Genomic DNA, 13,380 nt, shown 5'->3' with positions numbered 1-13,380 from the left:
GGCAATTTCCAAAACGCGCGCGTTGCCTTAAATAAGGTTTCTTAAGGACAATTCAAAAATAATCTTTTCCGCCTGGCAGGAGAAAGCGATAGAAACGTCGAGCTTCACCTCATCACCTGCAGCCACAATGGTATAGTCAACCTGCGGCGGCTCGCTGGCGGGCGTTGCGGCTACAGCGCGTTCGCGAACGGCAGCCACCGTAGCCTCTGCTTCTTCGCGCGAGGGGAATGTTTTCTCTGCCCGGTAGACGCAATCTTCATTATCAATGATAGATCCAACGTCAATGGCGCAACCTTTGGTACTGCATTTATCTACAACATCTTTCATAACGATAACCTCTTGAGTTTCTATCAGGATAAGAACCCGTTAGCGGAAAAGCAAACCATTAAAATATGTATGGATTAGTTAGCTGGAATTATATACCGCCGAGTGAGTCATCTCCTTACGCCATCGCATAGCGATTTCGCGATTGCGGGTTGATAAAACACTGCGTTGGTAAAATCTCGCGCCACCGCGATCAATCGTGCACGCCATCACACTATCCTGCGTTGTGCCTCGTCTATCCCGCTTTACAGCGTTACCCTTGTCACAAAACAACGCCAATAAGGAGCTGCCATGGCACTGCCAGTAATTATCGATTGCGATCCGGGTCATGATGACGCGATTGCCCTCGTTCTTGCCCTCGCTTCACCCGAGCTTGATGTGAAAGCCGTCACCTCGTCCGCAGGAAACCAGACGCCGGACAAAACGCTGCGCAACGTGCTGCGGATGCTCACCCTGCTTAAACGTCCGGATATTCCGGTAGCCGGTGGCGCGCTGAAGCCGTTAATGCGGGAACTGATCATCGCTGATAACGTGCACGGTGAAAGCGGACTTGATGGCCCGGCGCTGCCGGAACCAGGTTTTGCCGCACAAAGCTGTACTGCCGTTGAGCTGATGGCAAAAACGCTGCGTGAAAGCGCTGAGCCGGTGACAATCGTGGCAACCGGGCCGCAAACCAACGTCGCGTTGTTGCTCAACAGTCATCCTGAGCTGCATGCCAAAATCGCCCGTATTGTGATTATGGGCGGCGCGATGGTGCTGGGTAACTGGCAACCGGCAGTCGAATTTAATATCTACGTCGATCCGGAAGCGGCGGAGATCGTTTTCCAGTCCGGTATCCCGGTGGTTATGGCCGGTCTTGACGTCACCCATAAAGCGCAAATTCACGCCGAAGATATCGAACGTTTCCGCCGTATTGGCAATCCTATATCGACGATTGTCGCCGAGCTGCTCGACTTCTTCATTGAATATCATAAGGATGAAAAATGGGGCTTCGTCGGCGCGCCGCTGCACGATCCTTGCACCATTGCCTGGCTGCTTAAGCCGGAGATTTTCACCACCATTGAGCGCTGGGTCGGCGTGGAAACTCAGGGGAAATACACCCAAGGGATGACGGTGGTTGATTTCTACAACCTGACCGGTAAGGAGCCAAACGCTACGGTGATGCTCGACGTCGACCGCCAGGCGTTTGTTGACCTGCTGGCCGAACGGCTGGAATTTTACGCGTAAATCGTCATCATAAATCCCGGCGGGCACTACTGCCCACCGGGAAATACGTCACTCGTCTGGAGAGACGCGAACCACCACTTTACCGAAGTTCTCGCCCTTCAGCAGGCCGATAAGCGCCTGCGGCGCGTGCTCAAGACCGTCGACGACCTGCTCACGGTATTTGATTTTGCCTTCCTGTACCCAGCCTCCCATCTCTTGCTGGAACTCCTGAATACGATGACCGTAATCCTGGCCGATGATAAAGCCTTGCATCCGAATGCGTTTTTTGAGGATCGTCGCCATCAGCAGCGGCAGGCGATCCGGGCCGTCCGGCAGCGCGGTGGCGTTGTAGCCGCTGACCAGACCGCAAACCGGGACGCGCGCAGAGGTGTTTAACAGCGGCAGGACTTCGTCGAACACTTTGCCGCCGACGTTCTCATAATAGATATCAATTCCCTGCGGACAGGCTTCAAGCAGCTTGACGGCAAAATCAGGCGCGCGGTGGTCGATACACGCATCGAACCCTAAGGTTTCAACCGCATAGCGGCACTTCTCGCTACCGCCCGCAATGCCAACCGTACGGCAACCTTTCAACTTCGCTATCTGCCCAACCGTCGCGCCAACGGGCCCGGTTGCGGCGGCGACCACCAGCGTTTCACCCGCTTTCGGCTGACCAATATCCAGCAGCCCCATATAAGCGGTAAAACCCGGCATCCCCAGAATCCCCAACGCCCAGGAAGGATGTTCAGGATTAGCGCCTAGCTTCACCAGCCCGCTGCCATCGGAGAGTTCATAATCCTGCCAGCCGTCGTAGCCCAACACCCAGTCGCCGGGCTGAAAGTCAGCATGATGTGAGGTCACGACGCGACTCACGGTACCGCCCACCATCACCGCGCCAATAGCCACCGGCGGTGAGTAGGATGGCGCATCGCTCATGCGTCCGCGCATATAGGGGTCTAATGACAGAAAAACGGTGCGCAGCAGTATTTGTCCGGGGCCCGGAGATGCGACCTCGCCCTCTTCCAGGCGGAAGTTTTCTCCGGTCGGCTCACCATGTGGACGAGACGCCAGCAGCCAGCGGCGATGGCGTTGCGGATTAAAAGCCATAACAAACTCCTCTTTTGACAAGTCTGTACTGAGGCTAGCTGCTTTCCCGGCAACGCGCATTGACATTAAGAGCCTATCCCAGTAGGCGTTATTGGCGCAGACAGTTTGAGCACTGCCCAGGTTCAAAATGGCAAGCAAAATAGCCCTAATGAGCCAGGCTCTAAGAGGCAGATTGATTAAGTCGAACAACCAGATAAACGCAGGGTTGCGTTGTTTCGTTAATAAAGCGGCAGTCGTTAGGTGGTCCCAGTTCCAGGCAATCCCCCGCCTGCATCTCGTGGCGCGTATTGCCTTCGACAAACACCAGTTCACCCTGCTGTAGCCAGATAAGCTGCCTGGCCAGCGCGTAAGACGCCGCAGGCATCGGAATATCGCTTCCGGCGGGAAGCTCAACCTGCACCAGGTCGATAGGCAAATCGCTGCGCGGTGAAACGTGACGGCGCAGATAGTGGCTCTGCGGATCGTGCCATACCGGCTGATTAGCAAAACGCAGCAGTCTGCCTTCCTGCATCTCGGCCCTGGCGATCAGCGTTGACATGCTGATGCCAAATGCGCCGGAGAGTCGCCCAAGCATTGACGCCGTGGGGCTGCTTTCACCACGTTCGATCTTGTGGATCATCGCCCGTGACGCGCCCGCCCGCTCTGCCAGTTCACTCAGCGACCAGCCGCGGGATTCCCGTTCGATACGGATGCGCGCGCTGATGCGCTGGTTAAGGTTGTCTTCTAAAGTATTCATATCGTGACACTATAGTGTATGAATCTGACAGCAACAAGCGGGTCGCAGCGAGCGGTATAGCGCAACATAATAAAATATTATGGCCAAAGCAGATGACAGCCCGGCGTACATTATTGTAATAATATCGTACTACTATAGTGTACAAACGTTTGGGGTTTGCCATGAGCATCCGCTATGCCTGCAAAGACGATTGCGCCGCAATCGCTGAAATCTACAACCATGCGGTCGTCCATACTGCCGCTATCTGGAACGACAAAACCGTCGATACCGACAACCGCATTGCCTGGTTTGAAGCCCGGCAGTTTGCCGGATATCCGGTGCTGGTCAGTGAAGAAAACGGCGTTATTACCGGCTACTCTTCCTTTGGCGACTGGCGCGCCTTTGACGGCTTCCGCCATACCGTCGAGCATTCGGTTTATGTTCACCCCGACCATCAGGGTAAAGGTCTGGGCCGCAGCCTGCTGGTTGCGTTAATCGCGGAAGCCAAACGATTAAATAAACACGTCATGGTGGCCGGCATTGAAGCGCAGAATCAGGCCTCTTTGCATCTGCATGAAACCCTTGGTTTCATCACCACCGGACACATGCCGCAGGTAGGGACTAAATTTGGCCGCTGGCTGGATCTGACGTTTATGCAATTGCAGCTAGACGATCGCCGCGATCCGGACGGCAGCGCATGAATCAGACGCTGACCCTGGCCTGTTTAATTGCCGCGGGTGTTGGGCTGGTGCTACAAAACACGCTGATGGTGCGGATTACCCAATCCGCTTCTACCATTCTTATCGCTATGCTGCTTAACTCGCTGGTCGGTATCGTGATTTTCGTGACGATACTGATGCTGAAGCACGGCGCGGCGGGCTTTCAGGAGCTGGCGGGCAGCGTGAAGTGGTGGACGCTCATTCCCGGCCTTCTGGGGTCATTCTTTGTTTTTGCCAGCATCAGCGGCTATCAAAACGTCGGGGCGGCAACCACCATTGCGGTATTGATTGCCAGCCAGCTGGTAGGCGGGCTGGTGATTGATCTGATCCGCGCGCACAACGTGCCGGTTCGCGCCCTGATTGGCCCATTGTGCGGCGCAGTGATGCTGGTGATAGGCGCCTGGCTGGTGGCCAGACGCCAGTTTTAACGGCGATTTAATGAATTTCGCCGCCACGGGTTAACTGCTCGCGGCGCGCCTCCTGCTCCTCGTGCTGTTGACGACCATGGTGCGCAATCGCATTACGCAGACGCTGCTGCTGAACGTAGCGCTCTTCACGGCTTAGCTCAGCGTCATCGCTCAGCGCGATCAGCAATTCATTCATATGGGTAATCACGCCTTCTGCAATTGTGGCGTCCACTCGGGCGATCACTTCATCCAGATGTGACATTCTTTTCTCCTTGCGGCTTAATTCAGTTTTACTTTGGAAAAATCGCTGCCCATCAGGCTCACGCTATAGCCGCTGACGTTGCTGCGCGTCGCGTAGAAGGTTTTCCCGGTCGCCAGCGGGATCCACGGCGCCTGCTGATAAAAAATCTCCTGTGCCTGCCCATAGAGTTTTGCGCGTTCTTGCGGGTCGCTCACCAGGATAGCCTTTTTCACCAATGCATCGTAGGACTTGTCGCACCAGCGGGCAACGTTGGAGCCGGTTTTAATGTTGTCGCAGCTTAACAAGGTCCCGGCGAAGTTATCCGGATCGCCGTTATCGGACATCCAGCCAAACAGCGCGCTGTCGTGCTCGCCTTTACGCATTCCGGCGAGATATTCACCCCACTCGTAAGTGACGATTTTGGCTTTAATGCCGACCTTGCTCCAGTCATTCTGGATCATCTCGGCAATACGACGTGAATTGGGGTTGTACGGACGCTGTACCGGCATCGACCACAAGGTCACTTCCGCCCCCTTTTCCAGTCCGGCCTGCTTGAGCAGCTCTTTCGCTTTTTGCGGGTCATAGCCGTAATCCGGCAGATCTTTCTTATAGCCGAGCATATTGCCCGGAATTGGTGATTTCGCCACGCTACCGGAGTCCAGGAAGACCGCTTTAACGATCGCCTGTTTGTCTGTTGCATAATTTAGCGCCTGACGCACTAATACATTATCAAACGGCTTTTTCTCCGTATTAAACGCCAGATAGCCCACGTTGAGCGCTTCCACCGAATGCAGCGCCAAATCTTTGTTACCTTTAATCACCGGGAACTGCACCGGCGACGGCGCGGGAATAATCTGGCATTCGTTGGTTTGCAGCTTCGCCAGACGCGTCTCAACGTTTGGCGTGATGGAGAAAATCAGGTGCTTAGTCGGCACTTCGCCGTCCCAGTAATGCGGATTGGCGATATAGCGGATCAACGAGTCCACTTTATATTGTTGTAGCGCGTAAGGCCCCGTACCGATTGGCCAGGTATCAACATACTCCGGCGTGCCTTTTTTCAGCATTGCATCGCCATATTCGGCAGAAAGAATCGACGCAAAATCCATCCCCCAATCTGCGAGGAACGCCGCATTCGGCTCGTTCAGCACGAACTGAACGTGGTAGTCATCGATCTTTTTGACTTCTTTGATCAGCTTATCCAGCCCAACGTCGTGGAAATATTCATAACTCCCTTGTGAAACATTGTGGTACGGGTGTTTCTCATCCTTTTGACGCAGTACCGAGAACAGCACATCATCGGCGTTGAAATCGCGGGTCGGCTTGAAGTATTTGTTGCTGTTGAACTGTACGCCCTTGCGCAGGGTGAAAGTCCAGGTTTTGCCATCCGGGGAAACGGTCCATTCGGTCGCCAGTGACGGAATCGGCGTATTTTTGACCGGATCAAAGTTTATCAGGCGGTTATAAAGCACCTGTGAACTGGCAACGAAGGATGGGCCGGAGCTGGCAATCTGCGGGTTGAAAGATTCTGGTGAAGCTTCGGAGCAATAAACAAGCGTATCGTTCCCCGCCGCCCAGGCACTTGCCGCTGGCAATAGCGCACTCAATGCCAGCGCAAGAAGCGTTTTCCCTGTAGACATGGTTATAAGCCTTATGAATATTGTTATAAGAGCTTTAATAACAGCACAGGTACATTCAACCGGCAAATAATCAATTGCTATCAGGTTATGCTAAATACAGCGTTTTAGCCGATTAATTCAACATCAGCCGTTTTTTTCATCATCAATTTCACCAATAAATGTGAGGACTGCGAAAGGTTACGAAAAAAGAGGGCGATAACCGCCCCGCTCCCTCCTGGAGGCGATGGAAACCGATACACTCGGAAAAAACGCAACGTCAGGAGACGCTAACAATGACAATAACCTGCAATCTGTACACCAACGGCCAATGGCACGATGCCGAAGGTCATGCCACGTTTAGCCGCCATAGCCCGGTGACGGAAGAGATCGTTTCTGTCGCCAGTGCTGCAACGTTGACCGACGCTCGTCGCTGCGTGGAGGCCGCTGCCGCCGCTTTTCCACAATGGCGTGAAACGCCCCCCGTAGAGAGGCGTCGTCTTCTTCTGGAAGCCGCCGAGGAAATGCTGCGCCGTGAGGCTAAATTTATTGCCGCTATGGCGGCGGAAACCGGTGCTACCGCGCACTGGGCCGGGTTTAACGTCCATCTCGCCGCCGACATTCTACGCGAAGCCGCCGCGTTGACGACGCAGATCGAGGGTCAGGTTATCCCATCTAACGTACCGGGAAATCTGGCGATGGGGATCCGCCAGGGCGCGGGGGTTGTGCTCGGCATGGCACCGTGGAACGCGCCGTTAATCCTCGCGACCCGCGCTATCGCCACACCGTTGGCCTGCGGCAATACGGTTATCCTCAAAGGCGCAGAGCTGTCGCCTGCCACGCAAGGGCTGATTATTGATGCGCTGGCAGCAGCAGGTTTTCCCGCTGGGGTCGTCAACTATCTGACCTGTGCGCCCGCCGACGCACCTGAACTAGTGGAGTCTCTGATAGCGCATCCCGCCGTGCGCCGCGTTAACTTCACCGGTTCCACGCCGGTGGGGAGAATCATCGCCCGCACCTGCGGCGAACATCTGAAACCGGCAGTGCTTGAGCTTGGCGGCAAAGCCCCGCTGCTGGTGCTGGATGACGCCGACCTCGAACAAGCGGCAGCAGGAGCGATTTTTGGTGCGTTCGCCAATGCCGGGCAAATTTGCATGTCGACCGAGCGAATCATCATTGATAATGCCGTCGCAGATGAATTTGTTTTGCTGCTGGCCAAACGAGCGGCAGCCCTCCCCGCCAGCCTTCTCGGGCCGGTAGTGGATATGAAAACCGTCACCCGCTGCAATACGCTGATAGACGATGCGCTGGCGAAAGGCGCGCGTCTGCTAACCGGCGGCAAAGCCAGTTCGACGCAAATGCGCCCCACGCTGCTTGATGGGGTCACCCGGGAAATGCGCATCTGGCGTGAAGAGTCTTTCGGCCCGGTGAAAGCGATTATCCGGGTTGAAGATGAAACGCAAGCGCTGGCCGTTGCCAACGAAAGCGAATATGGCCTCTCGTCGGCGGTTTACAGCCGGGACAGCGCCCGGGCGTGGAACCTGGCGCAAAACCTGCAAACTGGCATTTGCCACATCAACGGCCCTACCGTGCACGATGAAGCGCAAATGCCGTTCGGCGGCTGCAAATCTTCCGGGTATGGCCGTTTTGGCGGACGCGCGGGGATTGCCGAATTTACCGAATTACGCTGGATAACGCTGCAAACGCTCCCGCGTGAGCTGCCGTTTTAAGCCTCACGACTTATTGAGGACCACATCTTTAATCTGACGTTCTGCCTCAGCGCTACAGTAAAAATCGGCCACCGTTTGGGCCAGCGCTGATGGGTTTTCCCATGCCATTGAGTGCCCTGCCTGGGGCACAATAAACAGCGGGATTCCGACGGCTTTAACGTCAATAGCTTCCTGCGCGGGGAGAGAAAGTTCGCCGTAGACCAGGGCCTTACGGCAGGCTAAAGCGCTAAAACGGGTAAACCAGGAAGGCGTAACACCTTTCACCAGGCTGCTTGCCCCGCGCCAGACGGCCCAGGGAGCGCTGTTTTGCAGGCAACCTGCCCAGGGTGATGTTTCAGCCGATAGCATGTCGCCGTAGCCCTGAGCAATAAAGCGCTCCTCAGGTTGTTCAGCAATGCGTCTGCTGTACATCCCCCCGCCGGGATACAGATTCGGCTCGGCCACCAGCAGCGCCAATACCCGCTCAGCAAGCAGTTCTGCCGCTTCAATCGCAATGCTGCCCCCCATGCTGTGTCCATATAAATAGCAGCGTGTAAGCGCTAAGTGTTCCAGTAGTTCGACCACCACCTTTGCCTGATCGCTGGTGCGATAGCCAAAAGAGGCCGGTTTATCGCTATAGCCATAACCGGGTAAATCAACAAGGAGCATCCGCCGACCTGCCAGCGCGGGATCGGCGGCGACGCGAGGATAATCATACGTAGAGGCGCAGCCCAGGCCGTGAATAAAAACAATAGGTTCGCCGCGACCAGGCAGATCGAGCCAGCGTACGGTGGCGCCAGCCTGAGAGGAAAAGAAACTGTTCATCGATGACCATCCGTTAGTTATCACTGTTTTTTTAAACAGCCATCATATAACGCGGGGTATCGATTTTTAAATCAGAACAACGAGACCAGCAGCGCCATCGGGAAGCTAAACGGCCAGGTCGCGCCGATCAACAACGCGGCAAGCAGACGTATCCAACGGCTCTCTTTGGTTAAGAACCAGCTTATCACGGCACAGATACATCCCATAACGGCATAAAAAACCAGCATTTTCTGGTATACGGTCATTTTTTCTTCTTCCTTCCCTGATAAGCATTTTCACTAAAGACAATGCTCTTTCGCACCCCAGCGTGCATCAGAGATGATGAAATCTTAAAACAAAGGCAAGCATAATTTTCAGAAAGTCGATCGATTCGGCTTTGTCCGATAGCGCAATCTTTGACCTCGTACTATACCTGTAGAGGCTTACTCAAAAAGGTGGCGTTATGGATGTTTCCAGCAAAACCGTCATTCTGATTAATGTCGGCGCAGCACTTGCGCTCATCAGCCTGTTGTCCGTTCGTTTTGGTTGGTTTTACTGATTTTACTCAGCGATGAAACCTAAAAAAGCAGCCTTCAAGGGCTGCTTTTTTACGATTTGAAAGCGCCCGCATCAGCAGCAGACCCGCTATTCTGTAAGGCAAGCACCTTCAGACTTTCAGGATTGTATGTCGGTAACAGATCAACTTTTTCACTATCCCACTCGGCAGCGATGCAGATAGCTTCCGGTACCCCCTGCTTTTCACATCCAATAATATGTTTAGCCGGGAAATTGCCGCAAAGAGTTGCCGTGGCGCAGACCACAAATAGAAAACATGCTATTTTTTTCAAAACAATATCAACTTCAAAGTAACAAATTGCGCGGAATGTTCGCATGAGCGGCTATGGAAAGTCAAACCCAGCCCCCAGGTCTTCCTGCAGTCACCGCTCCATATGAAATTAACAAACAATTTACATTTATGCGTATTTAAAATACTGGAGATAAATAATAAGCAACGCTCACGTTATTTCTATACCCCCCCGAACACAACGCTCGCACCCGATAATTAATAACTGCAATATTAATGTGGTTTAATCTATAGAGTTATTGATAAATATAAATGCACATTAAACACAACATTGAATTTGCTACCTGAGGACGCAATACGGTTATCATGTCTCTCAGCCAGATGAGCGCTTCACATCCATCAGTATTCAAGATTAAAGCATTGATGAGACAATCTCACTATTAGCACGAAATGCGATTACTCCTGATTGTTCACGAATTGAACCAAGATAAAAATTTCAAAAAATTAATTAATAAACATACTATTACCATCATTCATGTGAGCATTTTGCATGACTTTGTCATTCAAATGATAGGAAATATCATTTGCGTTATCTGGCATAAAACCATACATTCATAAACGCAAGTTATGCAATGCTTGTTTTTCACTCATTCAATTTTTTGAGGTGGTACATGTCGGGAATCGCCGTTCTTATTGTGGCGTTAATTTTACTGGTCGCTGCGATTTATAATCTCGTGTCTTACTTTCGCGATCGTAGGCAGTCGAGTTTACCGAGCAAAAAAACAAAACGTTAGCATGATAATTATTTTAGAAAAATAAATTATGCCTTCGTGTAATTGATCATTGACGATACTCCGTCATTTATCCTTCTGGGTAAGACCGCTTTAACCTGACAGCAACATTCGCCAAAATCACACCTGCACGCTGCTCTCAATCATTCGCAATAACCCATACAAAAAGCCCCTGCAAACAATGCAGGGGCTTGATAGTCGTTGCCATTCCGGGCGGGTGTTATATCGCTCTACCCGCCCGGGGTACATCCTGCACCCAGGGTGGTTAACAGACCCCATCCGGCGCTTATCTCCGGCACTCATGATGGCTTAGCTCTTGAAGGGGTTTGAGAATATTCTCATAAAAAAATCGCTCTGTTTTAACATTTGCTGCTATCGAAACTATTAGTAAGCTAATTTAGACACTGGCAACTATCGCTTGCCGTTTTCTAGCCATGCTTAATCATCACGTGCCTGATAGTGGTGTAGTCCTCCAGACCGTACATCGACATATCTTTGCCATACCCAGAGAGTTTCTGCCCCCCGTGCGGCATTTCGCTCACCAGCATAAAGTGGGTATTGACCCAGGTGCAGCCATACTGCAAACGCGCGCTGAGGCGGTGCGCTCTGCCGACATCCTTCGTCCATACCGACGACGCCAGACCATATTGAGAATCATTGGCCCAACTGAGCACCTGCTCTTCATTCGCAAACGACGTGATGCTGACAACCGGACCAAAAACCTCACGCTGCACAATTGCATCGTCTTGCTTCGCCCCCGCCAGCAATGTGGGCTGATAGTAATAGCCGTTACCCGGCGCTTTGCTACCGCCGGTGACCACCTGAATATGCGGCAGCGCACGAGCGGCATCGACAGCAGCGCTGACTCTTTCCAGATGCGCCAGTGAGCTTAATGGCCCCAGCTCCGTCGTTTCATCATCGGGTGACCCAATCTTCAGGCTGGCGACCGCCGCGCCCAACTTCTCCACCAGTTGATCATAAATACCGGCCTGCGCATAAATGCGACAGGCTGCAGTACAGTCCTGGCCGGCGTTATAAAAGCCAAAGGTCCGCACGCCTTCCACCACGGCATCGATATCTGCATCATCAAAGACGATAACCGGCGCTTTGCCGCCCAGTTCCATGTGGGTACGTTTAATCGACGAGGCAGTATGGCCGATGATATGCGCCCCGGTGGCAATTGAACCGGTCAATGATACCATGCGGACTTTAGCGTGAGCCGTCAGCGGATCGCCAACGGTTGCCCCGCGGCCAAACAGTACGTTAAGTACCCCGGCAGGAAAAATATCTTTGGCCAGTTCCCCGAGCTTCAGCGCGGTTAACGGGGTAATTTCAGAAGGTTTGATCACCACGCAGTTGCCCGCCGCCAGCGCCGGGGCCAACTTCCAGGCCGCCATCATCAGTGGATAGTTCCACGGCGCGATGGAAGCAACAACGCCGACCGGGTCGCGGCGAATCATAGACGTGTGTCCTTCGAGATACTCTCCTGCCGCCATCCCCGGCAGACAGCGGGCCGCCCCGGCAAAGAAACGGAACACATCGGCGACCGCCGGGAGTTCATCATTGACGACGCAGTGCAGCGGCTTGCCGCAGTTTAATGACTCCAGTTCAGCCAGCGACTGCGCATGATCGGTAATCACGTCCGCCAGTCTGAGCAGGCATTCTGAGCGAGTTTTCGGCGTGGTCTGGCTCCAGGTGGCAAATGCCTGGTCAGCAGCATCCACGGCAGCATCCACCTGCGCCGCCGTGGCTTCCGCAATTGACAAAATCTCTTCACCCGTTGCGGGGTTAAACACCGGTACCGTCTCGCCTTCCCCAGCCACTAACTTTCCGTTAATCAAAAGGTTATTTTGCATAGCATTTATCCTGTATCGGTCTTTTATTTTCCGTTTTCAGCGTCGGCTTCGCCGTCACGGGTGAGCCACCAGGCCCCCAGAATCGGAATCATCGTCACCAGCATCACCAGCAACGCGACCACGTTGGTCACCGGGACATCACGAGGCCGTCCGAGCTGATTAAGCAACCAGAGCGGCAACGTGCGTTCATGTCCCGCAGTAAAGGTGGTGACGATAATTTCATCAAACGATAGGGCGAACGCCAGCATCCCGCCCGCCAGTAGCGCCGATCCCAGATTGGGCAACACCACGTAACGGAAGGTTTGCCAGCCCGTCGCCCCTAAATCCATTGAGGCTTCCACCAGGCTCCACGAGGTTCGGCGAAAGCGGGCAATCACGTTGTTAAACACCACCACCACGCAGAAGGTCGCGTGACCCACCACGATAGTCAGCAAACCCGGCTCAAGGTTGACCGCCTTAAACGCAGTGAGCAGAGCAAGCCCGGTAATAATGCCGGGCAGCGCAATCGGCAACAGCAGCAGCAACGACACCGCGTTTTTGCCAAAGAAAGTGCTGCGCCATAGTGCTCCTGCAGCCAGCGTGCCAAGTACCAGCGCGATAGTCGTGGACAGCGCAGCTATTTTTAGTGACAACGTCACGGATTCAATGATATCGGCACGCCCTGCCGCTTCGCTAAACCAGCGCACCGTCAGGCCCTGCGGTGGAAAGCTGAAAGCGGCATCTTCAGTATTAAACGCATAGAGCGCGATAATCAGCAGCGGGAAATGCAGGAATATCACCCCTCCCCAGGTCGCTACTTTCAGGAACAGCGGTGCGCGTTTAGAGTGCATCGAACGCTCCCAGACGTTTCACGAACGCCAGATAAAGGGCAATCAACACGATAGGCACCAGGGTAAAGGCAGCCGCCATCGGCATATTGCCAATCGCCCCCTGCTGGGAATAGACCATATTTCCAATAAAGAACCCCGGCGGCCCCACCAGCTGCGGCACGATAAAATCACCCAGCGTCAGCGAGAAGGTAAATATCGACCCCGCCGCAATGCCGGGGATCGCCAGCGGCAGCACCACGTAGCGGAAAGTCTG

The 13,380-nt window shown here is 53.7% G+C and carries 17 protein-coding genes; 6 read left to right on the top strand and 11 right to left on the bottom strand.

Going from position 1 to position 13,380, the window contains the following annotated elements; all coding sequences use genetic code 11:
• Nucleotides 1-27: 27 nt before the first annotated feature.
• On the bottom strand, nucleotides 28-327 hold the full coding sequence (locus QVF11_RS18145; RefSeq protein ID WP_112216845.1) for a DUF406 domain-containing protein: 300 nt from the start codon (nucleotides 325-327) through the stop codon (nucleotides 28-30).
• Between the two features lie 288 nt (nucleotides 328-615).
• On the opposite strand from QVF11_RS18145, the gene rihA reads away from it, so the two are divergent.
• On the top strand, nucleotides 616-1,551 hold the full coding sequence (gene rihA, locus QVF11_RS18140; protein WP_287858554.1) for a pyrimidine-specific ribonucleoside hydrolase RihA: 936 nt from the start codon (nucleotides 616-618) through the stop codon (nucleotides 1,549-1,551).
• Nucleotides 1,552-1,599: 48 nt separating this feature from the next.
• Here rihA and QVF11_RS18135 read toward each other — a convergent pair whose 3' ends face one another.
• Nucleotides 1,600-2,637, bottom strand: coding sequence for an NADP-dependent oxidoreductase (locus QVF11_RS18135; protein ID WP_287858552.1), 1,038 nt, complete (start codon nucleotides 2,635-2,637; stop codon nucleotides 1,600-1,602).
• A gap of 160 nt (nucleotides 2,638-2,797) precedes the next feature.
• Nucleotides 2,798-3,373 (bottom strand): helix-turn-helix domain-containing protein, encoded by a 576-nt coding sequence (locus tag QVF11_RS18130; protein ID WP_287858550.1) that lies wholly within the window; start codon nucleotides 3,371-3,373, stop codon nucleotides 2,798-2,800.
• A gap of 161 nt (nucleotides 3,374-3,534) precedes the next feature.
• Here QVF11_RS18130 and QVF11_RS18125 point away from each other — a divergent pair, with 161 nt between their 5' ends.
• Together QVF11_RS18125 and QVF11_RS18120 are read left to right on the top strand one after the other, a co-directional pair.
• Nucleotides 3,535-4,053: a GNAT family N-acetyltransferase gene (locus tag QVF11_RS18125; RefSeq protein ID WP_112216849.1), complete on the top strand. Its 519-nt coding sequence runs from the start codon at nucleotides 3,535-3,537 to the stop codon at nucleotides 4,051-4,053.
• On the top strand, nucleotides 4,050-4,499 hold the full coding sequence (locus QVF11_RS18120) for a DMT family transporter (protein WP_287858549.1): 450 nt from the start codon (nucleotides 4,050-4,052) through the stop codon (nucleotides 4,497-4,499). The genes QVF11_RS18125 and QVF11_RS18120 overlap by 4 nt, the downstream gene beginning before the upstream one ends.
• A gap of 7 nt (nucleotides 4,500-4,506) precedes the next feature.
• Here QVF11_RS18120 and QVF11_RS18115 read toward each other — a convergent pair whose 3' ends face one another.
• Together QVF11_RS18115 and QVF11_RS18110 are read right to left on the bottom strand one after the other, a co-directional pair.
• Nucleotides 4,507-4,740 carry a YdcY family protein gene (locus QVF11_RS18115; protein ID WP_142513669.1) on the bottom strand — a complete coding sequence of 78 codons (234 nt, stop codon included), beginning with the start codon at nucleotides 4,738-4,740 and terminating at the stop codon, nucleotides 4,507-4,509.
• A gap of 17 nt (nucleotides 4,741-4,757) precedes the next feature.
• Nucleotides 4,758-6,356, bottom strand: coding sequence for an ABC transporter substrate-binding protein (locus tag QVF11_RS18110; protein ID WP_112216852.1), 1,599 nt, complete (start codon nucleotides 6,354-6,356; stop codon nucleotides 4,758-4,760).
• A 272-nt stretch (nucleotides 6,357-6,628) separates the two neighbouring features.
• Between QVF11_RS18110 and QVF11_RS18105 the strand changes: the two genes are divergently transcribed.
• Complete coding sequence (locus tag QVF11_RS18105; RefSeq protein WP_287858548.1) at nucleotides 6,629-8,062, top strand: aldehyde dehydrogenase; 1,434 nt, start codon at nucleotides 6,629-6,631, stop codon at nucleotides 8,060-8,062.
• A gap of 3 nt (nucleotides 8,063-8,065) precedes the next feature.
• Here QVF11_RS18105 and QVF11_RS18100 read toward each other — a convergent pair whose 3' ends face one another.
• A complete protein-coding gene (locus QVF11_RS18100; RefSeq protein WP_287858546.1) occupies nucleotides 8,066-8,866 on the bottom strand; it encodes an alpha/beta fold hydrolase in 801 nt (266 codons plus the stop codon).
• A 71-nt stretch (nucleotides 8,867-8,937) separates the two neighbouring features.
• Entirely contained in the window at nucleotides 8,938-9,111 is a 174-nt protein-coding gene (locus tag QVF11_RS18095; protein ID WP_110274759.1) for a GhoT/OrtT family toxin, read from the bottom strand.
• Between the two features lie 197 nt (nucleotides 9,112-9,308).
• Here QVF11_RS18095 and yncL point away from each other — a divergent pair, with 197 nt between their 5' ends.
• Nucleotides 9,309-9,404, top strand: a complete 96-nt coding sequence (gene yncL / locus QVF11_RS18090; protein ID WP_110274760.1) for a stress response membrane protein YncL — start codon at nucleotides 9,309-9,311, stop codon at nucleotides 9,402-9,404.
• A gap of 49 nt (nucleotides 9,405-9,453) precedes the next feature.
• Here the strand turns inward: yncL and QVF11_RS18085 are convergent, their stop codons facing one another.
• The gene (locus tag QVF11_RS18085; RefSeq protein WP_287858544.1) at nucleotides 9,454-9,738 is read right to left on the bottom strand and encodes a hypothetical protein; all 285 of its coding nucleotides are present in this window, start codon (nucleotides 9,736-9,738) and stop codon (nucleotides 9,454-9,456) included.
• Nucleotides 9,739-10,321: 583 nt separating this feature from the next.
• Between QVF11_RS18085 and QVF11_RS18080 the strand changes: the two genes are divergently transcribed.
• Nucleotides 10,322-10,444: a small membrane protein gene (locus tag QVF11_RS18080; RefSeq protein WP_142513663.1), complete on the top strand. Its 123-nt coding sequence runs from the start codon at nucleotides 10,322-10,324 to the stop codon at nucleotides 10,442-10,444.
• A gap of 425 nt (nucleotides 10,445-10,869) precedes the next feature.
• Here the strand turns inward: QVF11_RS18080 and patD are convergent, their stop codons facing one another.
• The 3 genes from patD to QVF11_RS18065 form a co-directional block, all read right to left on the bottom strand.
• Nucleotides 10,870-12,297, bottom strand: a complete 1,428-nt coding sequence (gene patD, locus QVF11_RS18075) for an aminobutyraldehyde dehydrogenase (RefSeq protein ID WP_142515371.1) — start codon at nucleotides 12,295-12,297, stop codon at nucleotides 10,870-10,872.
• A gap of 23 nt (nucleotides 12,298-12,320) precedes the next feature.
• On the bottom strand, nucleotides 12,321-13,127 hold the full coding sequence (locus tag QVF11_RS18070; protein ID WP_287858542.1) for an ABC transporter permease: 807 nt from the start codon (nucleotides 13,125-13,127) through the stop codon (nucleotides 12,321-12,323).
• Nucleotides 13,117-13,380, bottom strand: a 264-nt coding sequence (locus QVF11_RS18065) for an ABC transporter permease subunit (RefSeq protein WP_287858541.1), incomplete at its 5' end; no start/stop codon positions are given. The genes QVF11_RS18065 and QVF11_RS18070, both read right to left, overlap by 11 nt.

It is taken from the genome of Klebsiella sp. (assembly GCF_027492335.1).
Taxonomy (GTDB): Bacteria; Pseudomonadota; Gammaproteobacteria; order Enterobacterales; family Enterobacteriaceae; genus Klebsiella; species Klebsiella huaxiensis.
The sequence above is the reverse complement of the archived record's forward strand: the minus strand, read 5'-3'. Positions and strand labels throughout refer to the sequence as shown.